Annotated in this window: 25 protein-coding genes; 19 read left to right on the top strand and 6 right to left on the bottom strand. The window is 71.0% G+C overall.

Features of this window, described 5'->3' with window-relative positions; all coding sequences use genetic code 11:
* Positions 1 to 1,015: 1,015 nt before the first annotated feature.
* Positions 1,016 to 1,315, bottom strand: coding sequence for a hypothetical protein (locus tag AB0953_RS27245; RefSeq protein ID WP_366862207.1), 300 nt, complete (start codon positions 1,313 to 1,315; stop codon positions 1,016 to 1,018).
* 300 nt (positions 1,316 to 1,615) lie between these two features.
* On the opposite strand from AB0953_RS27245, the gene rpe reads away from it, so the two are divergent.
* The 4 genes from rpe (at position 1,616) to AB0953_RS27225 (ending at position 4,363) form a co-directional block, all read left to right on the top strand.
* A complete protein-coding gene (gene rpe / locus AB0953_RS27240) occupies positions 1,616 to 2,302 on the top strand; it encodes a ribulose-phosphate 3-epimerase (protein WP_366862206.1) in 687 nt (228 codons plus the stop codon).
* A gap of 152 nt (positions 2,303 to 2,454) precedes the next feature.
* Positions 2,455 to 3,468 (top strand): sugar-binding domain-containing protein, encoded by a 1,014-nt coding sequence (locus tag AB0953_RS27235; RefSeq protein ID WP_366862256.1) that lies wholly within the window; start codon positions 2,455 to 2,457, stop codon positions 3,466 to 3,468.
* Positions 3,469 to 3,542: 74 nt separating this feature from the next.
* Positions 3,543 to 3,995: a ribonuclease domain-containing protein gene (locus AB0953_RS27230; RefSeq protein ID WP_366862205.1), complete on the top strand. Its 453-nt coding sequence runs from the start codon at positions 3,543 to 3,545 to the stop codon at positions 3,993 to 3,995.
* Entirely contained in the window at positions 3,992 to 4,363 is a 372-nt protein-coding gene (locus tag AB0953_RS27225) for a barstar family protein (protein WP_366862204.1), read from the top strand. Before AB0953_RS27230 ends, AB0953_RS27225 begins: the two co-directional genes overlap by 4 nt.
* A 78-nt stretch (positions 4,364 to 4,441) precedes the next feature.
* Here AB0953_RS27225 and AB0953_RS27220 read toward each other — a convergent pair whose 3' ends face one another.
* The 5 genes from AB0953_RS27220 to AB0953_RS27200 form a co-directional block, all read right to left on the bottom strand.
* Positions 4,442 to 4,924: a group II truncated hemoglobin gene (locus AB0953_RS27220; RefSeq protein ID WP_366862203.1), complete on the bottom strand. Its 483-nt coding sequence runs from the start codon at positions 4,922 to 4,924 to the stop codon at positions 4,442 to 4,444.
* Positions 4,921 to 5,256, bottom strand: a complete 336-nt coding sequence (locus AB0953_RS27215; protein ID WP_366862202.1) for an antibiotic biosynthesis monooxygenase family protein — start codon at positions 5,254 to 5,256, stop codon at positions 4,921 to 4,923. Before AB0953_RS27215 ends, AB0953_RS27220 begins: the two co-directional genes overlap by 4 nt.
* 78 nt (positions 5,257 to 5,334) lie before the next feature.
* Positions 5,335 to 5,835: a hypothetical protein gene (locus tag AB0953_RS27210; protein ID WP_366862201.1), complete on the bottom strand. Its 501-nt coding sequence runs from the start codon at positions 5,833 to 5,835 to the stop codon at positions 5,335 to 5,337.
* Positions 5,836 to 5,905: 70 nt separating this feature from the next.
* Positions 5,906 to 7,651 (bottom strand): FAD-dependent oxidoreductase, encoded by a 1,746-nt coding sequence (locus tag AB0953_RS27205; protein WP_366862200.1) that lies wholly within the window; start codon positions 7,649 to 7,651, stop codon positions 5,906 to 5,908.
* Positions 7,648 to 7,917 (bottom strand): UBP-type zinc finger domain-containing protein, encoded by a 270-nt coding sequence (locus AB0953_RS27200; protein ID WP_361912558.1) that lies wholly within the window; start codon positions 7,915 to 7,917, stop codon positions 7,648 to 7,650. The genes AB0953_RS27205 and AB0953_RS27200 overlap by 4 nt, the downstream gene beginning before the upstream one ends.
* A 280-nt stretch (positions 7,918 to 8,197) precedes the next feature.
* Between AB0953_RS27200 and AB0953_RS27195 the strand changes: the two genes are divergently transcribed.
* From AB0953_RS27195 to AB0953_RS27125, 15 genes are all read left to right on the top strand, one after another.
* Positions 8,198 to 9,022, top strand: a complete 825-nt coding sequence (locus tag AB0953_RS27195; protein WP_366862199.1) for a type 1 glutamine amidotransferase domain-containing protein — start codon at positions 8,198 to 8,200, stop codon at positions 9,020 to 9,022.
* Positions 9,023 to 9,064: 42 nt separating this feature from the next.
* Entirely contained in the window at positions 9,065 to 10,708 is a 1,644-nt protein-coding gene (locus AB0953_RS27190) for a thiamine pyrophosphate-binding protein (RefSeq protein ID WP_366862198.1), read from the top strand.
* 42 nt (positions 10,709 to 10,750) lie between these two features.
* The gene (locus tag AB0953_RS27185) at positions 10,751 to 11,185 is read left to right on the top strand and encodes a nuclear transport factor 2 family protein (protein ID WP_366862197.1); all 435 of its coding nucleotides are present in this window, start codon (positions 10,751 to 10,753) and stop codon (positions 11,183 to 11,185) included.
* A gap of 73 nt (positions 11,186 to 11,258) precedes the next feature.
* Positions 11,259 to 11,714 (top strand): nuclear transport factor 2 family protein, encoded by a 456-nt coding sequence (locus AB0953_RS27180; RefSeq protein ID WP_366862196.1) that lies wholly within the window; start codon positions 11,259 to 11,261, stop codon positions 11,712 to 11,714.
* A gap of 13 nt (positions 11,715 to 11,727) precedes the next feature.
* Positions 11,728 to 12,108: a nuclear transport factor 2 family protein gene (locus AB0953_RS27175; RefSeq protein WP_366862195.1), complete on the top strand. Its 381-nt coding sequence runs from the start codon at positions 11,728 to 11,730 to the stop codon at positions 12,106 to 12,108.
* Between the two features lie 12 nt (positions 12,109 to 12,120).
* Positions 12,121 to 13,725, top strand: coding sequence for a GMC oxidoreductase (locus tag AB0953_RS27170; protein WP_366862194.1), 1,605 nt, complete (start codon positions 12,121 to 12,123; stop codon positions 13,723 to 13,725).
* On the top strand, positions 13,718 to 14,329 hold the full coding sequence (locus AB0953_RS27165) for a DJ-1/PfpI family protein (protein ID WP_366862193.1): 612 nt from the start codon (positions 13,718 to 13,720) through the stop codon (positions 14,327 to 14,329). Before AB0953_RS27170 ends, AB0953_RS27165 begins: the two co-directional genes overlap by 8 nt.
* Positions 14,329 to 14,760 carry a VOC family protein gene (locus AB0953_RS27160; RefSeq protein WP_366862192.1) on the top strand — a complete coding sequence of 144 codons (432 nt, stop codon included), beginning with the start codon at positions 14,329 to 14,331 and terminating at the stop codon, positions 14,758 to 14,760. The genes AB0953_RS27165 and AB0953_RS27160 overlap by 1 nt, the downstream gene beginning before the upstream one ends.
* Before the next feature lies 1 nt (position 14,761).
* Entirely contained in the window at positions 14,762 to 16,582 is a 1,821-nt protein-coding gene (locus AB0953_RS27155) for an AGE family epimerase/isomerase (protein ID WP_366862191.1), read from the top strand.
* 41 nt (positions 16,583 to 16,623) lie between these two features.
* Positions 16,624 to 16,998 carry an STAS domain-containing protein gene (locus AB0953_RS27150; protein ID WP_366862190.1) on the top strand — a complete coding sequence of 125 codons (375 nt, stop codon included), beginning with the start codon at positions 16,624 to 16,626 and terminating at the stop codon, positions 16,996 to 16,998.
* Positions 16,995 to 19,136 (top strand): glycogen debranching protein GlgX, encoded by a 2,142-nt coding sequence (gene glgX / locus AB0953_RS27145; protein ID WP_366862189.1) that lies wholly within the window; start codon positions 16,995 to 16,997, stop codon positions 19,134 to 19,136. Before AB0953_RS27150 ends, glgX begins: the two co-directional genes overlap by 4 nt.
* A gap of 1 nt (position 19,137) precedes the next feature.
* Positions 19,138 to 19,449, top strand: coding sequence for an STAS domain-containing protein (locus AB0953_RS27140; protein WP_266668944.1), 312 nt, complete (start codon positions 19,138 to 19,140; stop codon positions 19,447 to 19,449).
* A gap of 5 nt (positions 19,450 to 19,454) precedes the next feature.
* The gene (locus AB0953_RS27135) at positions 19,455 to 19,946 is read left to right on the top strand and encodes an anti-sigma regulatory factor (protein WP_366862188.1); all 492 of its coding nucleotides are present in this window, start codon (positions 19,455 to 19,457) and stop codon (positions 19,944 to 19,946) included.
* On the top strand, positions 19,928 to 21,208 hold the full coding sequence (locus tag AB0953_RS27130; RefSeq protein WP_366862187.1) for a PP2C family protein-serine/threonine phosphatase: 1,281 nt from the start codon (positions 19,928 to 19,930) through the stop codon (positions 21,206 to 21,208). The genes AB0953_RS27135 and AB0953_RS27130 overlap by 19 nt, the downstream gene beginning before the upstream one ends.
* On the top strand, positions 21,208 to 21,951 hold the full coding sequence (locus AB0953_RS27125) for a MinD/ParA family protein (RefSeq protein ID WP_366862186.1): 744 nt from the start codon (positions 21,208 to 21,210) through the stop codon (positions 21,949 to 21,951). The genes AB0953_RS27130 and AB0953_RS27125 overlap by 1 nt, the downstream gene beginning before the upstream one ends.
* Positions 21,952 to 22,021: the final 70 nt, after the last annotated feature.

Genomic DNA, 22,021 nt, shown 5'->3' with positions numbered 1-22,021 from the left:
CCGTGCTCGACGCCTTGTTCAGGGTGAGCTGTTCTGCGCCTCCGAAGAGATACAGCGTGTCGCCGTCCGGCCCTCGCTGGATCAGCAGATCGCCGTCGGCGTCGTACAGGTAGTTGGAGGCCTGAGTTCCGCCCGCGGGCTTGGGGGTGACGACGGTGTCCGTACGGCCCTTGGCGTTGTAGGTGAACGTCTGGATGGTGGCCGCGGCGGCGCCGACCTTGGTGTCTCGGCTGGTGGTGTTGCCGACGGCGTCGTAATGCGGGGCGAGAGTAGTCGTGCCGTCCGGCCCCGTAGTGGTGATCGCGGTCGCCGTGTTGGGCTGGGCGGCCGGTGCGGTGCCGTTACCGGGGTAGGTGATGTTCTGGGTGACGTTCTTGAGCGGGTTGCCCGCCGTGTCGTGCTTGACCTGCTGGGTTCGGTCGCCGAGCAGGTTGTACGTGTAGGTCTGCCAGTATGGATTGGGTCCGCCGATCGTGGCGGCAGCCGGCTGTGCGGTGGTGCACTTGGATATCTGGCCCGGCTTCGCGGCTGCGAGGCCCTTGGTGTCGGTCCATGCCTGGGCCAGACGGTTCTGGCCGTCGTACTGGAAGCACTGCGTGTCGGTGCCGGTGACCGCGCCTCCGCTGGACTGGACCGTGGACGTACCGGTGAGGTTTCCTGCTTCCTGAGGCTGCGGAGCCCAGGGCCAGGGCGCCGGTCCGCATGAAGCGGAAGATGGCGGTCATACGGCCCCGGAGGGGTCTGGGGTGAGGTGCTGGCGGAGGCTGGCGCCGAGGACGCTGTTGGCGCCGACCGTGGTTAGGGCCAGCAGCCACCCCGCCCGCCACCCACAGCCAGACCCCCGGTCCAGCACCGGCACCAGCAGCGCCGCCGGCGTGAGGCTCAGAACTGAGCTCCCGCGCGAAGAGGCCCGGGAGCATGGTGTTGAGGACGGCGCTGCCCGGGTTGCTGAAGGTGGAGCCCGCCCGTAGCTTCGGGTGGCCCAGGAGGTGGCGCAGCCCCTCGCGGATCTGGGTCAGGAGCGGGGTCCGGGGGCCGCGGAACAGGACAGGGCGAAGGGTGCGGCGGGGGTGGCGACGAGGGCTCCGGCCGCCCTGCGGCCGGCGATGTTCGCGACGGCCCTCAGCGTGACGACCGCCGCGTTGGCGCGGGGCAGCCGGCGCCAGGGATCAGCTGGAGCAGCACGCTCTGCGAGCCGATGTCGGAAGGGCGGCGCGCGGGCGAGGTCGGCGGTGATCAGGACGCGGCTGGTGCGCAGCCGTTCGATCCAGGTGCCGTCCGGGAGGCCGATCAGGAGGAAGGCGGTGGCGGCCAATGGCGTTGTGGCCGGTGTTGGTGGGGAGGTGCTTGAGAGTGGCGGCGGAGAAGAGGAAGTCCTTGCTGAGCCAGGGGGAGGTCGCTGGCTGTCTGTCGGGCGTGCCCTGGGCACCGGGTGTTCCATACGTGCCGCGCGGGTGGGCGGTTTCGGCTCGGGCGACGGCATCTAGCAACCGTCGCCGGAGCTGATTTTGAAGGGTTACTTAACTGTTCGCCTGTGATTGTTTAAGAGTGCTGCTTGTGATGTCAGATGCGGGGTCATGGCCGGAAGTGGGCGGGGGCATGGCAGGCTTGGGGCATGGCCGCTCAGATTTCTCCCAGCATCCTGTCCGCCGACTTCGCCCGCCTCGCCGAGGAGGCCAAGGCCGTCGAGGGCGCCGACTGGCTGCATGTCGACGTCATGGACAACCACTTCGTCCCCAACCTCACCCTCGGCATGCCCGTCGTGGAGTCCCTGAGCAGGGCCACCGACACGCCGCTGGACCTGCACCTGATGATCGAGGACCCGGACCGCTGGGCCCCCCAGTACATCGAGGCCGGCGCCGGCTCCGTCACCTTCCACGCCGAGGCCGCCGCCGCGCCGGTGCGGCTCGCGCGGGAGATCCGGGCCAAGGGCGCCCGGGCGGCCATGGCGCTCAAGCCGGCGACGCCGATCGAGCAGTACGAGGACATCCTGCCCGAGCTGGACATGGTGCTGATCATGACGGTCGAGCCGGGCTTCGGCGGCCAGCCCTTTCTCGACATCATGCTCCCGAAGATCCGCCGGACCCGGGAGCTGATCGCCAAGCACGGCCTGGACCTGTGGCTCCAGGTCGACGGAGGGGTCTCGGCCACCACGATCGAGCGGTGCGCCGAGGCCGGCGCGGACGTGTTCGTCGCGGGGAGCGCGGTATACGGGGCTGTCGATCCGGCCGCCGCCGTCCGTACGCTGCGCGAGCAGGCGGACGTCGCGATCGCCGCGGCGCCCTGGGTCTGCGACCACTGAGAGCACCGGAGCGACCACGCCGGACGAGGCTTGGAGGACAGGTCGGTGAACGGCAGCTGTCCAGGCTGATCAACGGCCGTCGGATCTGACAGGATGAACGACGAGTCGAGAGTGTGAACAGCAGTAGCAGTGAGGAGAGCGCGGTGTCGGCAATGTCGGCGGGACGGTCAGCCCTGCGGATGGGACCCGCGGAGCTGGTGCAGGCGGCGGCCATGGCCCGCCGCTTCTACCTGGAGGGCAAGTCCAAGATCCAGATCGCCGAGGAGTTCGGCGTGAGCCGCTTCAAGGTGGCCCGGGTCCTGGAGACCGCCCTCGAGCGCGACCTCGTGCGGATCGAGATCCGGGTGCCGGCCGAACTGGACGCGGAGCGCTCCGACGCGCTCCGGGCTCGGTACGGGCTGCGGCACGCGGTCGTCGTCGAGTCCCCCGCCGACACGAGCGAGGACGCCCCGGACCCGGAGAACCTCGGCGCCGTCGCGGCCGACCTGCTCGGCGAGCTCGTCAGCGAGGGCGACGTCCTCGGCCTGGCCTGGGGCCGGTCCACCATCCACATGGCCGCCTCGCTGCACCGGCTCCCTCAGTGCACCGTCGTGCAGCTGACCGGCGTGTACGACGCCGGTACCGCCGAGCGCGGCTCGGTGGAGGCCGTGCGGCGCGCCGCGCAGGTCTCCGGCGGCGACGCGCACCCCATCTACGCCCCGATGCTGCTGCCCGATCCGGCCACCGCGGCCGCGCTGCGCAGCCAGACCGGGATCGCGCGGGCCTTCGAGTACTTCGACAAGGTGACCGTCGCGGCGGTGTCCATCGGCTCCTGGGAGCCGGGGATCTCCACCGTCCACGACATGCTGACCGACGAGGAGCGGGCGCACTACGCCTCGCTCGGCGTCGCGGCCGAGATGTCCGCGCACCTCTTCGACAAGGACGGGCGCCGGGTCGGGCGGGACCTCGGCGAGCGCTGCATCACCGTCGAGGCGGACCGGCTGCGGCGGATCCCCGAGGTCGTGGCGATCGCGGGCGGGCTGCGCAAGGCGGCGGCGATCGGCGCGGTGCTGCGGTCGGGCCTGGTCACCAGCCTGGTCACGGACACGGCCGTCGCGGACTACCTGCTGACCGAGTCGGAGCCGGGCCTGCGGCCCGCGCTGGACCGCGCCGACCCGGACGAGTGACCGGCCGGGCCACGGGCTCCGGCCGGCGGGTGGTGTGATTCGCCGGCGCATCGGATGTTTGGCACGATCGGTGCATGATCGTGCGGAACGCGCCCCGGGCCCGGCTGCTGCTGCGCCTGCTCGGGGCGGTGTTCCTCTGCGTCGCCCTCGTTGCCGCGGCCGGCTGCGCCGGTTCCGGGGGCGGTTCCTCCTCTCACTCCGCCTCTCCCTCCGCCTCCGCCCCCGCCACGCGGCCCGCCTGGGCGCGGGGCATGGCGACCGTACGGGCCGACGCGCTGCCGCCGCAGGCGCGCGAGGTGCTGAGGCTGATCGACAAGGGCGGCCCGTACCCGTACCGGCAGGACGGAGCCGTGTTCGGGAACTTCGAGAAGGTGCTGCCCCGGCACGAGCGCGGCTACTACCACGAGTTCACGGTGAAGACGCCCGGGGAGCGCGACCGCGGGGCCCGGCGGATCGTGACCGGCCGGGGCGGGGAGTTCTACTACACGGACGACCACTACGACACCTTCAAGGCGGTGCTGCGATGACCCTCGATCCGCAGCCGCTCGCCCCGGCCCTGGCCGCCGCCGAGCGGGCCGGATGGGCGACCGTACGGGTCGACCTCGACGGCGTACGCGACAAGGCCGGGCTGATGCGCCGCTGGGAGGCGGCCCTGCGGCTGCCCGACTGGTTCGGGGGGAACTGGGACGCGCTGGCCGATGCGCTGATCGACCTGTCGTGGCTGCCGCCGGCGCCGGGCCGGCTGCTCGCCGTGACCTCCTGGCAGGGCTATGCCGCGGCCCGGCCCGCCGACTGGGAGACGCTGCGGGAGGTACTCCGGGAGGCCGTGGCCCACTGGCGGGAGGCCGGGGGCGCGGACGGGGCGCTCGAGGTGGTGCTCGCCGACGCGCCGTGACGGGGGCGGGCGCCGTGTTCGGCGCCCGCCCCCGTCACGGGGCCGTTCGTCCCCGAGCCCTGCGTACGGGCGTCCGGGTCAGTTCTTGGGGATCCACGGAGGGGTCTGGCCCCAGGACCAGATCGGGATCTTGGCCGCGTCCACGGGGGGCGGGTTGGGCCCCGAGTAGATCAGGGCCATCCGGGTGCCCCACTCGATGTAGTACGCGAAGACCGCGCGGAATTCGGGGTCGGTGGGCAGGCCCACCTCGTCGGCCGTGTCCATGAGCAGGTCCACCCAGCGGCGGCGCTGCTTCTCGGTGATGCCGCGGCCCAGGTGCTTGGTGGCCATGTGCTGGTGGCCGCCGTGGTGCGCGGTGTAGTCGGCCGGGCCGCCGAAGACCTCCGACAGCCAGACCGCGACGTGCTGCGGATGTTCCGCGTCCATGCCCGCGAAGACGGGCGCCAGGATCTCGTCCTGCAGGGCGTGGGCGTAGAAGGCGACCGTGAGGCGGTGCATCGCCTCGGCTCCGCCCATCCACTCGTAGATGGTCGGAGTGGTTCCGGGTGTGGTGCTGCTCATGACTGGGGTGCGGCCTTTCCGGGGCCGGCCACGTCGGTGACGCGGTAGTGCTGCATCTCCTCGATAGCCTTGACGTAGGGGCGGATCGCGTTGAAGAAGGCCGGGAAGTGCTCGCCCTTGCGGAAGCCGTTCAGGTGCGCGTCGACCGAGGTCCAGCGGATGCGCAGGACGTAGTGCTCGCGGTCGTTCTCCTCCTCGCAGCGGGCCAGCTCGTAGTCGATGCACTCGGGCGATGCGGCCAGGGCCTCGGCGGCCTGCCGGTACGAGTCCTCGAAGGCCTGCTGGTCGTCCAAGGCGATCCGGTAGCGGATGTATTCGACGGTGGTGGTCATGCTGCGTGCCTCTCCCTGAGTCGGGCGTCGGTCGCGGCCAAGCCTGGCGCGATCATGCCCCGGAACGGGGCCCTTTCGTCATTCCGACGCAGACTTCTGGGAGTCCGTGCGGTCGGGGCCCTCCTCGCGCACCTTGCGGACCCGGGCCAGGGAGTCGCGCAGCTCGGTCAGCCACTCGTCCGTGTTGCGCCCGACCAGGCGTACGCACCAGGCGAGGGCGTCGGCCCGGCTGCGGGCCACCCCGCCCTCGACCAGGGTGTCGAGGACCTGGCGTTCCGGCTGGCGCAGGCGCGTCATCACCGGAACCGCCAGGTGGGTGAAGAGGATGCGGTCGTCCCCGGACTGGACGGCCCAGGCGACCTTGCGGCGGTAGAGCTCCTCCGCCTGCCGGGCCACCTCCATGCGCTGTTCGCGGGTGCGTTCGCGGAACGCCTTGACCGACTCGTTGGCCGGGAGGGTGCCGACGACCGTGATCTCCTCGCGGTCGACGGCCACCTCGACCAGGGACTCGTAGACGTCCACCGGGAGGCGGTCCGCGAACCAGGTGCGCAGCTGCTCGCTCTGCTCTGCTGTAATCATGTAATCAACGTTGCATCCGTTCACAGCTTGATCGCAAGCAATCCGCGTTCGCTCTGGGCTGCGTTCGCTCTCAGCCCATCGAGCGGTACCGGTGGATGAGCGAGACGGCCATCGCCCCCTCTCCCACGCCCGAGGCGACGCGCTTGACCGAGTGGGCGCGGACGTCGCCCGCCGCGAAGACGCCCGGCACGCTGGTCTCCAGCGGGTAGGGGGCGCGCTCCAGGCTCCATTCCGCGGGCAGTTCGCCGCCGTTGGCGATCAGGTCGGAGCCGGTCAGGACGAAGCCGTATTCGTCGCGCTCGACCACGCCCGACAGCCATTCCGTGTGCGGGCGGGCGCCGATGAAGGTGAACATGAAACGGGCCGGGACCTCGGTGTTCTCGCCGCTGTCGGCGTCGTGGAGGGTGAGCCGCTCCAGGTGCTCGCCGCCGTGGAGGGCAACCACGGTGGTGCGGACCCGCACCTCGATGTTGGGGGTGCGCTCGATCTCGTCGATCAGGTAGCGGGACATGCTGGCGTCCAGCGACTCCGCGCGGACCAGCACCGTGACCTTGGCCGCGTACTTGGCGAAGTGCACCGCCGCCTGCCCCGCCGAGTTCGCGCCGCCCACGATGTAGACGTGCTGCGAGATGCACGCCGAGCTCTCCGTGGTGGCCGCGCCGTAGTACAGGCCCGCCCCCTCGAAGCGCTCGGCGCCCGGCGCCTGGAGGCGGTTGTACGAGACCCCCGTGGCCAGCAGCACCGTCTCGGCGCTGATCTCCGTGCCGTCCGCCAGCGTCAGGATCTTTGCCGGGTCGTCGCGGGTCAGCGAGACGACCTCCACCGGGTGCAGGATCTCGGCGCCGAACCGCGAGGCCTGGATGGTGGCCCGGCGGGTCAGGTCCCCGCCGGACAGGCCGGAGGGGAAGCCGAGGTAGTTCTCGATCAGGCTGGAGGTGCCGGCCTGCCCGCCCGGGGCGCGCGAGTCCAGCATCAGCGTGGACAGGCCCTCGGAGGCCGCGTACACGCCGGCCGCCAGGCCCGCCGGGCCGGCCCCGACGATCACGCACTCGTAGTGCGGGCGGGAGGCGGTGGTGGCCAGGCCCAGGCGCTGGGCGAGCTCGGTGTCGGTGGGGGCGGAGAGCACCGCTCCGTCGGGGAAGCGGACGAGGGGCAGGGCGGCGCCGGGCTGGGCAGCGATCAGGGTGAGGGCCTCGGGGTCCCGCTCGACGTTGAGGAAGCGGAACGGCTGGCCGTTGCGGGTGAAGAAGTCGCGGACGGCGTGGGTGCCGGGGGAGACGAGGTGGCCGGCGACGATGATGCCGTCGTAGGCGGGCCGGTAGGTGGCCAGCCAGTCGGACAGCAGGTCGTCCAGGACCGGGAAGAGCCGCTCGTGCGGCGGGTCCCAGGGCTTGAGCAGGTAATAGTCCAGCCGGACCCGGTTGATGGCGGTGATCGCCGCGTCGGTCTCCGCGTACGCCGTGAGCAGCACGCGGCGGGCGTCGGGGAAGCGGCTGACGGCCTCCAGGAGGAACTCGACCCCGGTGACGTCGGGCATCCGCTGGTCCACCAGGAACAGGGCCGGGTCGTGGCCGCGCTCGTCGAGGGAGTCCAGGATCTTCAGGGCATCGGCGGCCGAGGAGGCGCCGAGGACCCGGTAGCGGTCGCCGTAGGCGCTGCGCAGGTCCCGGCGGACGGCCCGCAGCACCTGCGGGTCGTCGTCCACGGCGAGGATGACGGGCTTGCGGCTCTCCGCGCGCTCGGCAGTGGCCGCGCCGGTGGTGGCGGCCGTGGCAGCGGGGGCGCCGGCGGCAGGGCTCTCGGGGGCCGCGCTCATGCCGCTTCCAGCATCAGCTTGTCGGCGTAGCACCACGCCCACGTCTCGCCGGGCTCGTGCGAGGCCGCGATCGGGTGGTCGGTGGTGCGGAAGTGCCGGGTGGCGTGGCGGTTCTTGGAGGAGTCGCAGCATCCGACGTGCCCGCAGGACAGGCACATCCGCAGGTGCACCCAGGTGTCGCCGAGGGCGAGGCACTCCTCGCAGCCCTCGGTACCCGGCTCCACCGGGCGTATCTGATCGAGATGTGTGCACAACAGGTCCGTCATCGTCCCCGTCCCTCTCCTCTTCTGCGCGCGATCGTCCTCCGCGCGCCCGTGGTTCACGGCGCGTCCAGACCATAGGCGGGGGATGCGCGAATGGTTCAGCGATTCGGCCGAGGTCAGGAAGTCCCGGGGCTACTTCATGACGTCCGCGGGCGACTAGGTGAGGTGGCCCGAGAAGGTGCCGTTCTACCTCACGAAGTCGCACACGGGCGCTTTGACGCTCAAGCCGTCCACAAGCAGTGTGGTGGACGCAAACGACAACAGGCGGCGCCTGGAGGAATCTGTGAGCAGAAAGATTCTGGTCATTGTCTCCGAACACGGTTACTGGGCCGAGGAACTGATAGGGCCGGTGTCGAAGTTCGACGAGCGCGGCTACGAGGTCGTATTCGCCACGCCGACCGGAAAGCGCGCGCACGCACTTCCGCCGAGCCTCGACGCGAACTTCGTCGACCCCCCGCTGGGCCGCTCGGTCACCACCGAGGAGAACGCCCGGCTGGGCCGCGAGTTCGAGCAGTCCAGCCGGCTGGACTCGCCGCTCGACATCGAGGCCTGGGTGCCCGAGCGCCCGTACACGAGCGACGAGGGCTACCTGCGCAAGCTGGAGCAGTACCACCGTGATCTGGAGAAGCTCGAGTCGGACATCGCCGGCTACGACGCGATCCTCATCGTGGGCGGCAGCGGCCCCATCGTCGACCTCGCCAACAACGAGCGGGTGCACGCCCTGATCCTGGCCTTCAAGAACGCCGGCAAGGTCGTGGCGGCCGAGTGCTACGGCGTGGCCTGTCTGGCCTTCGCCCGCGACTGGGGCGACCGCAGGAGCATCATCTGGGGCAAGCACGTGACCGGCCACTGCAAGGAGTACGACTACAAGGACGGCACCGGCTTCCTCGGCACCGACTTCAACATGGGTCCGCCGCCGTACCCGCTGGAGTACATCCTGCGCGACGCGACCGGCCCGCGCGGGGCGTACCACGGCAATTTCGGGCACCCGCTGTCGGTGATCGTCGACTACCCGTTCGTGACGGGCCGGTCCACCCCGGATTCGTACCTCACCGGGCAGAAGATCGTGGAAGTCCTGGAGGAAGGCCTCACCCGCTACGGGTGGTGAACCGGGAAACTCCGGAAACTCTTCGGGAAAGAAGGGGAATTCATGGGAGCCACTCCCGGACGGGAAAGGCTGATCGAGCAGTTCAAGGCCGACGGCCTGACGGTTATGTTCGGAAATCCGGGGACGGTGGAACAGGGATTCCTCGACGCGGTCGACGCGGCGGAGGACTTCCGGTACGTCCTCGCCCTCCAGGAAACCGTGGCCGCCGGCATCGCCGACGGCTACGCCCGGGCCACCGGCGGTGCGGCCCTGCTCCAGCTGCACTCCGGTGTGGGCCTGGGCAACGGCATCGGCATGCTCTACCAGTCGCTGCGCGGCCACACCCCGCTGGTCGTGGTCGCCGGCGACGCCGGGGTCCGCTACGACGCGATGGACGCGCAGATGGCCTGCGACCTGGTGTCACTGGCCAGGCCCGTCACCAAGTACGCGACCCGGGTCACCGACCCGCGCTCGGTACTGCGCACCGTGCGCCGGGCGGTCAAGATCGCCCTGACGCCGCCGCGCGGCCCGGTGTTCGTGGCGCTGCCGATGGACGTGCTGGACGAGCTCAACTCCGAGCCGGTCCTGCCCACCGCCGTCCCGCTCACGGACGTCGCACCCTCCCCGGCCTCGGTGGGGCGGGCGGCGGAACTGCTCGCCTCCGCGGAGCGGCCCGTCATCCTGGTCGGTGACGGGGTGGCGCTCTCCGGGGCGCAGCGCGAACTCGCCGCCGTCGCCGAGCTGCTGGGCGCGGATGTGTACGAGGTGGACTCCTCGGAGGTGAACCTCGCGGCCTCGCACCCGCTGCGCCGCGGCCAGACCGGCCACATGTTCGGCCCGCACAGCAAGGAGCTCGTCGCCGGGGCGGACGGCGTGCTGATCGTGGGGACGTACGTCTTCCCCGAGGTCTTCCCCGAGCTGGACAGCCCCTTCCGGGCGGGCGCCAAGGTCGTCCACATCGACCTGAACGCCTACGAGATCGCCAAGAACCACCCGGTGGACCTGGGGCTGGCCGCCGACCCGCGGTACGCGCTGCGCGCGCTGGCCGGCGTACTGGAGGAGCGGCTGAGCCCGCAGCGGCGGGCGGCCGCGGCCGCCCGGCTGGACGCCCGCACCCGGGAGCGGGCGCTGGCGCAGCGCTCCGGGCAGGCTCAGGACGACGGCACGCCGATGGCGGTCTTCCTGCGGACGTTGGCCGAGCGCACCGGCGGGGACCTGATCGTCTTCGACGAGGCGCTGACCACCTCCCCGCTGGTGACCCGGTACCTGCCGCCGGAGCGGCCGGGGGACTACCACCTGACCCGCGGAGGCTCGCTGGGCGTCGGCTTCCCCGGCGCGGTCGGCATCAAGCTGGCCCGCCCGGACCGCCTGGTCGTCGGCTTCGCGGGCGACGGCGGGGCGATGTACACGTACCAGGCGCTGTGGACCGCGGTGCGGCACGGCGCCGACGCCAAGTTCGTGGTGTGCAACAACCGCAAGTACCGGCTGCTGGACGACAACATCGCCCAGTACTGGCGGGAGCGGGAGATCCCCGAGCACGGCTTCCCGGGCTCCTTCGACCTGTCCCGTCCGGAGATCGACTTCGCGGGCCTGGCCCGGTCGCTCGGCGCCGACGGGATGCGGGTCGAGAAGCCCGACGAGGCGGTCGCCGCGGTGGGCCGGATGCTGGAGCACCCCGGTCCGTTCCTCGTCGACATCCAGATCTGATCCGACCAGAGCAGTCACCCAGCACGGACAGGAGGACACCGCATGCCCGCCGAGCGGCAGCTCACCGAGGACGCGATCCGCACGTTCGCCGAGAACTGGTACGTGGCGCTGGACCGGCACGCGCCGGCCGGCGAGGTGCTCGCCCTGATCACCGAGGACCTGGAGTTCAAGGTCCCCGAGGACACCTTCCTCGGCCGGGAGGGCTTCGGCCGCTGGTACGAGGCGGTCACCCACCGGTTCTTCGACGAGGTGCACACGGTGACCAAGGTGGAGCCGGTCATCGAGGGCGACCGGGCCGTCGTCCGGGTCCTCGTCAACTGGCAGGCGAAGGTCTGGGACCCGCCGGCCGCGCGCAGCGTGTGGCTGGGTTTCGAGGCCGACCAGACCTGGACGGTCGTGGCCGGCCCGGACGGCCCGCTGATCAAGCAGTACACCGTCAACGAGCTGGCCCCGATGCCCGGTTCGGGCTCCCTGTGAGACGCCTGCCCGTCAGACCGCTGCCCGTGGGACCGCTCCGCACGGGGGCGGACGAGCAAGGAGCGACGAGACCATGACCGAAGTGACACGGGAGCGCGTGCAGGCGGCCTACCGCGCCCTCGGCTCGGGGGACCGGGCCCGCATCCTGGAGTACTACGCGCAGGACCTGCGCTGGCTGGTGCCGGGCAACCACCCGCTGGCCGGCTGGTACGAGGGCCTGGACGCCTTCCTGGAGCTGATGGGCCAGACCCACAAGCTCACGGGCGGCACCTTCCGGATGGACATCGAGGCGGTCCTGGTCGGCGAGGACTGCAGCGCCGACGTGTGCCGCAACACCGCCGTGCGCGACGGCGCCGACCCGGCGAGCGCGTCCCCGTACGAGCGGATGGACTACCCGGTCTTCCACTTCATGAGGTGGCGGGGCGGCCGGATCGTCGAGGGCCGCGACGGCCTCTTCGGGGACTCGGCCAGTGCCTTCAGCCAGTTCTGGGCGCCGTTCGCGCCGGACGGAACCCGCCGGGACCGATAGGGGGAGGAGCGCGATGAGCGCTGTGGACGCACGACAGATCCTTCAGAAGTACTACGAGTACGCGAACGCGGGGGACTGGGACCGCTGGTGCGACCTGTTCGCCGACGACCAGGTCATGGACGAGCAGCTGGCCGGCCACATCGAGGGCCTGGAGACGCTCCGCTCGATGATGAAGGGCATGGGCACCATGTACCGGGTCTTCCGGAACGAGCCCGTGCACTTCCTCGTCGACGGGGAGAAGGCCGCGGCCGTCTCCCACCTCAGCGCCGTCAGCGCCTCGGGCGAGTCCATCGAGGCCGAGGTCATGAACTTCTTCCGGATCGCGGACGGAAAGATCGCCTACATGGCGAACTACCACGACACCGTCCCCTTCCAGGTGCTGAGCCGGGGATGAGGGGGAGACGTCATGGCCGCGGATGAGTACGACTACGTCGTCGTCGGCTCCGGCACCGCCGGCAGCGTCCTGGCGAACCGCCTCAGCGAGGACCCGGACACCACCGTCCTGGTGCTGGAGGCCGGCGGCGACCGGATCCCGCCCGAGGTGGACGACCCGTCCTCCTGGTACAAGCTGCTCGGCGGGCCCGTCGACTGGGGCTACACCTCCGTCCCGCAGCCCGGCCTGGACGGCCGGCGGACGTACGAGCCGCGCGGGAAGGCGCCCGGCGGCAGCAGCAACCTGTACATCATGATGCACATCCGGGGCCACGCCTCGGACTTCGACAACTGGGCCTACCAGGGCGCCGCGGGCTGGGCGTACGAGGACGTGCTGCCGTACTTCGCGCTTCTGGAGGCGCAGGAGGACGCCACCGCCCCCACCACGGGCACCAAGGGCCCGCAGCGCATCACCCACGCCGGGCGCCACGGGCCCAACCCGGTGTCGCGGGCCTTCATCGACGCGGCGGTGGAGCTCGGCCACCAGGAGATCGCCGACTTCAACACCGACGGCCCGCGGCGCGGCCTGTTCGGTACCGGCTGGCACCACATCGACGTGGCCGACGGCCGCCGCCAGGGCGCCCTCGCCGCCTACCTGGAGCCGGCGCTGACCCGCCCGAACCTGACCCTGCGCACCAGCGCCCAGAGCACCCGGCTCCTCTTCGACGGGGACGCCTGCACGGGCGTGGAGTACGTCCAGCTCGCCCCGCCCGCCCCCGTCCCCGGCCGGACGGTCGCGGACGGGCACAGCACCGCCCCCGGGCCCGGGCTGCACACCGTACGGGCCCGCCGGGAGGTGATCGTGGCGGCCGGGGCGATCGAGTCCCCGAAGCTGCTGCTGCTCTCCGGCATCGGCCACCCGGATCACCTGCGGGCGCACGGCATCGACGTCACCGCGGCCGTGCCCGGCGTCGGCGAGAACTTCCACAACCACGTGCTGACCGGGCTGATGGCGGAGGTGACCCAGGAGCTGCCGCCGCCGGCGCAGAACCTGTCGGAGAGTGCGCTGTTCCTCTCCTCGCGCCCCGGGCTGCCCGCCCCGGACCTGCAGATCGCGTTCGTGCACGTGCCGTTCGACGTGATCGTCGGCAAGGACCACCCCAACACGGTGTCGATCCTGCCGGGTGTCGTACGGCCCGTCTCCCGCGGCTGGATCCGCCTCGCGAGCGCCGACCCGCTGGCCCACCCGCTGATCAACCCGAACTACCTGGGCGACCGGTGGGACCTGGAGCGGATGGTCCAGGGCGTGAAGCTGGCCCGGGAGATCTTCGCGACCTCGGCGTTCTCGCCCTGGTACAAGCAGGAGCTCCAGCCCGGCCCCGGCCTGGCCACCGACGACGAGCTGCGCACGTTCGTCAAGCAGAAGTCGGAGAGCTACCACCACCAGTCCGGCTCCTGCCGGATGGGCATCGACGACCTCGCCGTGGTCGACCCGGAACTTCGGGTGCACGGCGTGCGCAACCTGCGCGTGGTCGACGCGAGCGTGATGCCGGCGGTGCCGTCGGGCAACTGCCACACCGCGATCGCGATGATCGCCGAGCGAGCCGCGGACTTCCTCAAGGGGGCCAGCCGTGTCTGACACCGTGCTGCGCGACGGCGCACTCACCGGGACCCGCATCGCGGTCCTGGTCGAGAGCGACTTCTACGAGCCGGAGATCTTCTACTACCAGCGCCGGTTCGCCGAGGAGGGCGCCGAGGTCGACTTCCTGACCCGGCTGTGGGGCAACGACTCCCTCACCTTCAGCGGCCACGAGTACCGGGCCCCGTTCACCGTCTCGAAGTCCCTGGAGGGGCTGGACGACGAGCAGCTGCGCCGGTACGCGGCGCTCGTCGTGCCCTCGGGCATGGTCGCCGACCGGCTGCGCTACACCGAGGACGTCGACGTCCTCGCCCCGGCGACGGAGCTGCTGCGCCGGGCGTTCGACGAGCCGACGGTCCTGAAGGGGATCATCTGCCACGGCATGTGGCTGGCCTCCTCCATCCCGGACCGGGTCCGCGGCCGCAAGGTGGTCTGCCACAACAACCTGATCGGCGACGTGCGCAACATGGGCGCGGAGTACGTCGACGAGGACGTGGTCGTCGACGGCGACCTGGTCACCGGCCGCACCGGCGCCCACCACCACCTCTTCGCCCGCCGGATCATCGAGCTGCTCGCCTCCGGGCGGGGGCGGAGGGCCGACTGATGCCGCGGACGGCCTGGTCCCACGTGGGCCTGAACTGCCGGGACCAGAAGACCACGGAGGACTTCTACACCCGCCACTTCGGCTTCGCCCGCGCCCGCGTCGTCGACCTCGGCGAGTCCCAGATCGTGTTCCTGCGCAAGGGGGACGCGTACCTGGAGCTCTTCGCCTCCGACGCCGAGCCGGCCCGCCCGGCGCACGACGACGGCCCGGCGGCCCCGGGCCGGATGCGCCACCTGGCCTTCCAGACCGACAGCGTGGACGCGTTCCTGGCCGAACTGGGCGACGCGGCAGAAGTGACCCTGGGGCCGCTGGACTTCGACGACTTCATCTGCGGCTGGCGGACCGTGTGGGTCCGCGATCCCGACGGGGTGATCGTCGAGGTCAGCCAGGGATTCGAGGACGACCGCTCTCACGACAAGGACGGTGCATGACATGGCGGACGCCGTGAGCTTCTCCTTCTCCGACACGATCGCGGGCTATGTCGGACGCTTCGACTCCGAGTCCCGCGTGCTGCGGCTGAAGACCGCCGACGGCCGTGAGTTCGACGTCTCCCTCGCCTCCGGGCCCAGCGCCGAGCTGGTCCGCAACCTGGACGAGCCCTACATCGACGCCTCCGGGCACATCGACGAGATGCTCTCCCCGGGCCGCTTCCTCTTCGTCTACGGCATCCACTACCCCGAGCACGGCGGCCGCTTCGACGCCAAGCGCCTGGTCTTCCTGGGCCGCGGCGCGGAGGACTGGCGCTTCGAGGAGGCCGGCTGGTGGGTCCGCCAGATCGAGTCCCTCGCCGACTTCTACCGGCGCGCCCAGTTCGGCGACGGTCCCGTGGACTTCGCCGAGTACCGCACCGAGATCCGCCTCGGCGGCGACAAGACCGCCAGCCACGTCCAGGAGACCGACACCATCTCCCGCCTCGTCTACGGCATGGCCTCGGCCTACCTGCTGACCGGCAAGGACGAGTACCTGGAGGTCGCCGAGCGCGGCACCGAGTACCTGCGCAAGCACATGCGGGTCGTCGACAGCGAGGAGGACGTCGTCTACTGGTACCACGGCATCAGCGTCGACGGCGACAGCGAGCGCAAGCTGTTCACCTCGGAGTTCTCCGACGACTACGACGCGATCCCGATGTACGAGCAGATCTACGCCCTCGCCGGCCCGATCCAGACCTATCGGATCACCGGCGACGTCCGGATCAAGAACGACGCCGACGCCACCATCCGGCTGTTCGACAAGTTCTTCCTCGACCGCGAGCAGGGCGGCTACTTCTCGCACATCGACCCGATCCTGTTCAGCCCGGACCACGAGTCCCTCGGCGAGAACGCCGAGCGCAAGAACTGGAACTCCGTCGGCGACCACGCGCCCGCCTACCTGATCAACCTGTACCTGGCGACGGGCGAGCAGCGCTACGCCGACTTCCTCGAGTACACCTTCGACACCATCGCGGACAAGTTCCCGGACTACAAGAACAGCCCGTTCGTCCAGGAGCGCTTCTTCCGCGACTGGTCCCACGACACCGGGCACAGCTGGCAGCAGAACCGCGCGGTCGTCGGCCACAACCTGAAGATCGCCTGGAACCTCATGCGGATGAACTCGCTGAAGGCGAAGCCGGCCTACTCGGAGCTGGCGAAGAAGATCGGCGAGATCATGCCGCCGGTCGGCTCCGACCGGCAGCGCGGCGGCTGGTACGACGTCGTCGAGCGGCTGAAGGAGGGCGACCAGGAGGCGTACCGTTTCGCCTGGCACGACCGCAAGGCCTGGTGGCAGCAGGAGCAGGCGATCCTCGCCTACCTCATCCTGGGCGGCACCGTCGGCGGCGCGGACTTCCTGAAGGAGGCCCGCCAGGCCGAGGCCTTCTACAACACCTTCTTCCTCGACCACGACGAGGGAGCGGTCTACTTCAACGTGCTGGCCAGCGGGATGCCGTACCTGCTCGGCACCGAGCGGCTCAAGGGCAGCCACTCGATGTCCATGTACCACTCGGCGGAGCTGTGCTACCTGGCCGCCGTCTACAACAACCTGCTCATCAACGGCCGCGAGATGGACTTCCACTTCAAGCCCGACCCGACCGACCTGCCCGAACGCGTGCTGCGCGTCTCGCCCGACCTGCTGCCCGCGGGCTCGGTGCGGATCGCGTCCGTCGAGATCGACGAGAAGCCGTACCGGGACTTCGACGCCGACGGCCTCACCGTCCGGCTCCCCGACGTCCAGGGGCGGGTCAAGGTCAAGGTCCGGCTCCGGCCGGTGACGTCATAGCGCTCAACGGGGGGCGCCCCGACAGAAGGGGAAAGCAAGCAATGACTCTCAACGTGAAGGAACGCCGGAACAAGGCGGCCACCGTGGTCGTCGCCACCGGCGAGATCAACAGCGAGACCTCGCCGCAGCTGCTGGCCACGCTGCTGCCGCTGGTCCGCGAGGGCCGGCCGCTGCGCATCGACCTGACGGCCGTCACGTACGTCTCCAGCGCGGGCCTGCGCACGCTGCTGGTGGTCTACCGCGAGGCCCAGCACGCCGGTGTCGCCGTCACCCTGTACGGGGTGAGCGAGGAGGTCCGGTTCGTGATGTCCGCCACCGGCTTCCTCGACTTCTTCGCGACCGGCGAGGCGGCCCAGGCCGAGGCCAAGGCGAAGGCCGGGGGCAGGACCGCAGTGAAGAGCGCGGTCGCCCGATGACCGAGACCGCACCCGAGCAGGTCCTGCGGGTGGACGCGTACCCGACCCACGAAGTGGGCGGGTACCGCGTCCGCGCAGGCAAGCCCTTCCCGTTCGGGGCCAACGTGGTCCCCGGCGGGGTCAGCTTCTCCGTCTACTCCGACCAGGCCACCTCCATGACCCTGGTCATCTACAAGCGCGGAGAGCCCGAGCCGATGGCCGAACTGGAGTTCCCCGAGGAATTCCGCACCGGCAGCGTCTTCGCCATGACGGTCTTCGGCCTCGACCACGAGAACATCGAGTACGGCTACCGGGCCGACGGTCCCTTCGACCCCGTCAGCGGGCACCGCTTCGACGCCCGCCAGGTCCTCTCCGACCCCTACGCCCGGCTGATCGCCGGCCGCGACGTGTGGGGCGTGGAGCCGGACCGCAGCCGCGGCTACCAGTACCGCTCCCGCGTCTGCCTGCAGGACTTCGACTGGGGCGACGACACGCCGCTGGGGCTGCCCGCCGAGGACCTCGTGATCTACGAGGCCCATGTGCGCGGCTTCACCCGCCACCCGTCCTCGCAGGTCACCGCCCCCGGCACCTTCGCCGGGCTGCGGGAGAAGATCCCGTACCTGAAGGAGCTCGGGGTCAACTGCATCGAACTGCTCCCGGTGTTCGAGTTCGACGAGAGCGACAACCCGCGGACCAACCCGGAGACGGGCGAGCGGCTCTTCGACTACTGGGGCTACAACACCGTCTCGTTCTTCGCGCCGAAGGCCGGCTACGCGGCCACCGGACGCTACGGGATGCAGGGCGACGAGTTCCGCACCCTGATCAAGGACCTGCACGCGGCCGGCATCGAGGTCATCCTCGACGTGGTCTTCAACCACACCGCCGAGGGCAACGAGCAGGGCCCCACGATCTCCTTCAAGGGCCTGGACAACGCCACGTACTACATGCTCACGCCCGAGGGGTACTACTTCAACTTCAGCGGCACGGGCAACACCGTCAACTGCAACCACCCCGTCGTGCGCAACTACGTGCTCGACTGCCTGCGCCACTGGGTCGCCGACTACCACGTCGACGGCTTCCGCTTCGACCTCGCGGCCATCCTCGGCCGGTCCCCGGACGGCACCCCGCTGCCCAACCCGCCGCTGCTGGAGATGCTCGCCTACGACCCCGTCCTGCGGCACACCAAGCTCATCGCGGAGGCCTGGGACGCGGGCGGCCTGTACGAGGTCGGCAACTTCCCGGCGTACGGCCGCTGGGCGGAGTGGAACGGCAAGTACCGCGACACCGTGCGCCGCTTCCTCAAGGGCGACGCCGGGGTGACCGGCGAGCTCGCCACCCGCATCGCCGGCTCGCCCGACCTCTACGCGAGCCGCGGCACCGCCGCCTCGGTCAACTTCCTCACCGCCCACGACGGGTTCACCCTGGCCGACCTCGTCTCGTACAACGACAAGCACAACGAGGCGAACGGCGAGGGCAACAACGACGGGGCCAACGACAACAACAGCTGGAACTGCGGGGTCGAGGGACCGACCGACGACCCCGAGGTCAACGCGCTGCGGCTGCGGCAGATGAAGAACGCCCTGGCCATCCTCCTCACCAGCCAGGGCATCCCGATGCTGCTGGCCGGCGACGAGGTCGCGCGCACCCAGCAGGGCAACAACAACACCTACTGCCAGGACAACGAGCTCTCCTGGTTCGACTGGGAGCAGGTCGACGACAACGCCGAACTGCTCCGGTTCACCCGGGAGATGATCGCCTTCCGGGGCCGCCACCGGGAACTGCGCTCCACCTCCCACCCCACCGGGCGGATCCGCGAGAGCCTCGGCCTGCCCGACATCAGCTGGCACGGCGAGCGCGCCTGGCAGCCCGACTGGTCCGACGAGAGCCGGCTGCTGGCCGTGGCCCGCTGCGGCACCTCGGACGACGACGTGGTCTACGTGGCCATGAACGCGCACTGGGAGCCGCACGACCTGGAGCTGCCGGCCCTGCCCCACGGGCGCAGCTGGCACCTGTTCGCGGACACCGGGGCCGAGGCCCCGCACGACATCCGCACCCCGGGCACAGAGCCCGAACTGGACAACGCAGGCAAGTACCTGATCGGTCCGCGCTCGGTCGTGATCCTGGTCGGCCGTACGCCCGACCCCGACAAGGAGACCTGACATGCCGCTTTCCGTGTCCCTGAGCATCGAGGGCGACACCACCGTCATCGAGCTGGCGGGCGAGCTGGACGCCAAGACGGCCCCGGACTTCCACCAGACCATCGAGAAGGCCGCCGGGCACGGCACCGGCACCGTCGAGATCAGGATGGCCGGCGTCGGCTACATGGCCAGTGCCGGGCTGCGGTCCCTGGTCTTCGCCCAGCAGAAGGTCGCCGACCACGTCACCATCAAGGTCGTCGGCGCGATCGAGCCCGTCTCCCGGACGATCCGCACCGCCGGACTCGACCGCAGCATCGTGCTCTCGGACGAGTAAGGCCGATGGCCGACTCACTGCGCGACCTGGCCGAAGCGGCGGCGCCCTCCTGGCCGGAGGCGCCCGCCGAGCTGGAGGTGCCCGCCACGCTGGGGGCACTGGGCGAGATCGCCGCGTTCGTGCTGCGGCTGGCCGGCCGGGCGGGCCTGGACAAGAGGGCCTCGTACCGGATCCGGCTGGCCGTGGACGAGCTGGCCACGAACATCGTGATGCACGGCTACCGGGGCGGCCGCGGACGGATCACCGTCCGGGGCCGCTCCGGTCCCGGCCGGGTGCAGATCGTCCTCACGGACCGGGCACCCGCGTTCGACCCCGTCGCAGGCCGCCTCCCGCCCGCCGCCGGGACTCCCCCCGAGCGGCGCAGGATCGGCGGGCTCGGCATTCACCTGGCGCTGACCAGCGTGGACGAGTTCCGCTACGTACGCAGGGACGGCCGCAACATCAGCACCCTCACCGTCACAGCCGAGGGGACGGACGCATGCCCTCCACAACCGTGATCATCCTCGACGAGTACCCGCCGCCGCTCGAACTGCTCGACGCGCTGCGCCGGATGGACGCGGAGCTCGTCGGCCGCACGCTGCGGGACCTGCTGAGCGGCCCCCTGGACGCGCTGCCCGTCGCCGACGTGCTGCTCGCCCCGGCCGAGACCGAGGGGGAGGCGGTACGGCTCGCCGTGCGCCGGCTGCGCACCTGGGCCGGGGCGCCCCTGGTGGTCGTGTGGACGGTGACCGCCTTCGCCGCGCTGGAGGAGCACGTCCGGCTCGGCCACGACTACCTCGTCCCGCCCTTCCTCCCCGCGCTCGTCGCGGCCCGGCTGCACAGCTGCACGGAGCGCGCCGGGCTCGGCCGCACCCTGCGCGAGGCCGACGCGCGCGCCGAGCTCATGGGCTACGAGAAGGAGCTGGAGATCGGCCGGGAGATCCAGGCCGGGTTCCTGCCCGACGCGCTGCCGGTGCCGGAGGGCTGGGAGATCGACGTCCGCTTCCGGCCGGCCCGGCAGGTCGCGGGGGACTTCTACGACGTCTTCGAGATCTCCCGCGGGCGCAGACTGGCCTTCGTCGTCGCCGACGTCTGCGACAAGGGCGTCGGCGCCGCCCTGTTCATGGCGCTGATCCGCTCGCTGCTGCGGCACACCGCGGAGAACAGCGGACTGCAGCACCTCGTGGCCGCGGGCCGGGCCGGCGGCAGCCGGCGCATCCCGGTGGTGGGGGCCACCCCCCTGCTCAACGCCGTCACCGCCACCAACGGCTACCTCACCCGCAACCACCTGCGGCAGGGCTACTTCGCCACCCTGTTCTTCGGGGTCCTCGACCCGCAGACCGGAAGCCTCGTGTACATCAACGGGGGCCACAACCCGCCGCTGCTGCTGCGCGGCGACGGCGGGGAACCACAGGCCCTGGACGTCACCGGACCCGCCGTGGGGGTGCTGCCCGACTGCGTCTACACCCTCGGGTACGCCCAGCTCAACCACGGCGACACCCTCTTCGTGTTCACCGACGGAGTGCCGGAGGCCCGCTGCCCCGACGGCACCTTCCTCGGGGACGCGCGCATGCTGGAGCTGCTCTCCGGCCCACCGGGGAGCGGCAGTGAGGTGGTCGACCGTATGGACACCGCGGTGCGCGAGCACACCGGCACGGCCGAACAGCACGACGACGTCACGATGCTGGCCCTGCACCGGCCACGTGCGGCGCGGGGGCCGCACGGCGACCGGCCCGCAGCGGACCGCGCCGGGCGCGCGGACCGTACGGCGGTGGCCTGATGGCCCGGACGGTCGTGGTGCACTCGCACCGCGGCGGCACCGGGAAATCGTCCGTCCTGGCCAACCTCGCCCTGCTGATCGCGGGCGCGGGGCGCCGGGTGGGGGTGGTCGACACCGACATCCAGTCGCCCACCCTCGACCTGCTCTTCCGGCTCGGCCCGGGCCCCTCCCTGGCCGACTACCTGCTCGGGCGCTGCGAGATCGAGGCCGCGGCCCAGCAGGTCCGGCTGCCCGGGCTGTACGTGGTGCCCGCCCGGACCGGCACCGCGGCCCTGCGCGAGATCATGGCGAGCGGCTACGACGTCGGACTGCTGCCCGAGGGCTTCGAGCGGCTGGCCGCGCACCACGCGCTCGACGTCCTGCTCCTGGACACGCATGCAGGGCTGAACAACGAGTCGGTGGCGGCCATGGCCAGCGCCGACGTGCTGGTGATCATGGCACGGGCGGACTGCATCGACCTCTCCGGGGTCGAGGAGACCATCGCCCTCGCCGGGCGGCTGCCCTGTCGGCGGACGCTGGTGCTGAGCATGGCGCCGGTGGGCGTCGACCCGGACGCGGCCGGCCGGCGAGCGCAGGAGGTGTACGGCGCCCCCTTGGCCGGGATCCTCCCGTACGTGCCGGAAATGGCCGCCCTGTACGGCGAACGCATATTCGCCGAAGCCCATCCCGACCACCCCCTGGTCGGTGAATTCCGCACCATCATCTCTGCGTTGGATGCACGTGACGAAGTATCGCGCGCCTGACGCTCCCCCCTTACGCCCTCCGCCGAGCGGCGTGTTGAATCGGCAGCGATTCCTGAACAAGGAGAAATAA

This window comes from Streptomyces sp. NPDC046866, from assembly GCF_040704625.1.
GTDB lineage: Bacteria > Actinomycetota > Actinomycetes > Streptomycetales > Streptomycetaceae > Streptomyces.
This window is presented reverse-complemented; position numbering and strand designations above follow the sequence as displayed.

Excerpts from the sequence above, each read along its gene's own strand:
- rpe (WP_366862206.1), top strand. The coding sequence starts at position 1,616 with ATGGCCGCTCAGATTTCTCCCAGCATCCTGTCCGCCGACTTCGCCCGC.
- AB0953_RS27235 (WP_366862256.1), top strand. The coding sequence starts at position 2,455 with ATGTCGGCGGGACGGTCAGCCCTGCGGATGGGACCCGCGGAGCTGGTG.
- AB0953_RS27230 (WP_366862205.1), top strand. The coding sequence starts at position 3,543 with ATGATCGTGCGGAACGCGCCCCGGGCCCGGCTGCTGCTGCGCCTGCTC.
- AB0953_RS27225 (WP_366862204.1), top strand. The coding sequence starts at position 3,992 with ATGACCCTCGATCCGCAGCCGCTCGCCCCGGCCCTGGCCGCCGCCGAG.
- AB0953_RS27220 (WP_366862203.1), bottom strand. The coding sequence starts at position 4,924 with ATGAGCAGCACCACACCCGGAACCACTCCGACCATCTACGAGTGGATG.
- AB0953_RS27215 (WP_366862202.1), bottom strand. The coding sequence starts at position 5,256 with ATGACCACCACCGTCGAATACATCCGCTACCGGATCGCCTTGGACGAC.
- AB0953_RS27210 (WP_366862201.1), bottom strand. The coding sequence starts at position 5,835 with ATGATTACAGCAGAGCAGAGCGAGCAGCTGCGCACCTGGTTCGCGGAC.
- AB0953_RS27205 (WP_366862200.1), bottom strand. The coding sequence starts at position 7,651 with ATGAGCGCGGCCCCCGAGAGCCCTGCCGCCGGCGCCCCCGCTGCCACG.
- AB0953_RS27200 (WP_361912558.1), bottom strand. The coding sequence starts at position 7,917 with ATGACGGACCTGTTGTGCACACATCTCGATCAGATACGCCCGGTGGAG.
- AB0953_RS27190 (WP_366862198.1), top strand. The coding sequence starts at position 9,065 with ATGGGAGCCACTCCCGGACGGGAAAGGCTGATCGAGCAGTTCAAGGCC.
- AB0953_RS27185 (WP_366862197.1), top strand. The coding sequence starts at position 10,751 with ATGCCCGCCGAGCGGCAGCTCACCGAGGACGCGATCCGCACGTTCGCC.
- AB0953_RS27180 (WP_366862196.1), top strand. The coding sequence starts at position 11,259 with ATGACCGAAGTGACACGGGAGCGCGTGCAGGCGGCCTACCGCGCCCTC.
- AB0953_RS27175 (WP_366862195.1), top strand. The coding sequence starts at position 11,728 with ATGAGCGCTGTGGACGCACGACAGATCCTTCAGAAGTACTACGAGTAC.
- AB0953_RS27170 (WP_366862194.1), top strand. The coding sequence starts at position 12,121 with ATGGCCGCGGATGAGTACGACTACGTCGTCGTCGGCTCCGGCACCGCC.
- AB0953_RS27160 (WP_366862192.1), top strand. The coding sequence starts at position 14,329 with ATGCCGCGGACGGCCTGGTCCCACGTGGGCCTGAACTGCCGGGACCAG.
- AB0953_RS27155 (WP_366862191.1), top strand. The coding sequence starts at position 14,762 with ATGGCGGACGCCGTGAGCTTCTCCTTCTCCGACACGATCGCGGGCTAT.
- AB0953_RS27150 (WP_366862190.1), top strand. The coding sequence starts at position 16,624 with ATGACTCTCAACGTGAAGGAACGCCGGAACAAGGCGGCCACCGTGGTC.
- glgX (WP_366862189.1), top strand. The coding sequence starts at position 16,995 with ATGACCGAGACCGCACCCGAGCAGGTCCTGCGGGTGGACGCGTACCCG.
- AB0953_RS27140 (WP_266668944.1), top strand. The coding sequence starts at position 19,138 with ATGCCGCTTTCCGTGTCCCTGAGCATCGAGGGCGACACCACCGTCATC.
- AB0953_RS27135 (WP_366862188.1), top strand. The coding sequence starts at position 19,455 with ATGGCCGACTCACTGCGCGACCTGGCCGAAGCGGCGGCGCCCTCCTGG.
- AB0953_RS27130 (WP_366862187.1), top strand. The coding sequence starts at position 19,928 with ATGCCCTCCACAACCGTGATCATCCTCGACGAGTACCCGCCGCCGCTC.
- AB0953_RS27125 (WP_366862186.1), top strand. The coding sequence starts at position 21,208 with ATGGCCCGGACGGTCGTGGTGCACTCGCACCGCGGCGGCACCGGGAAA.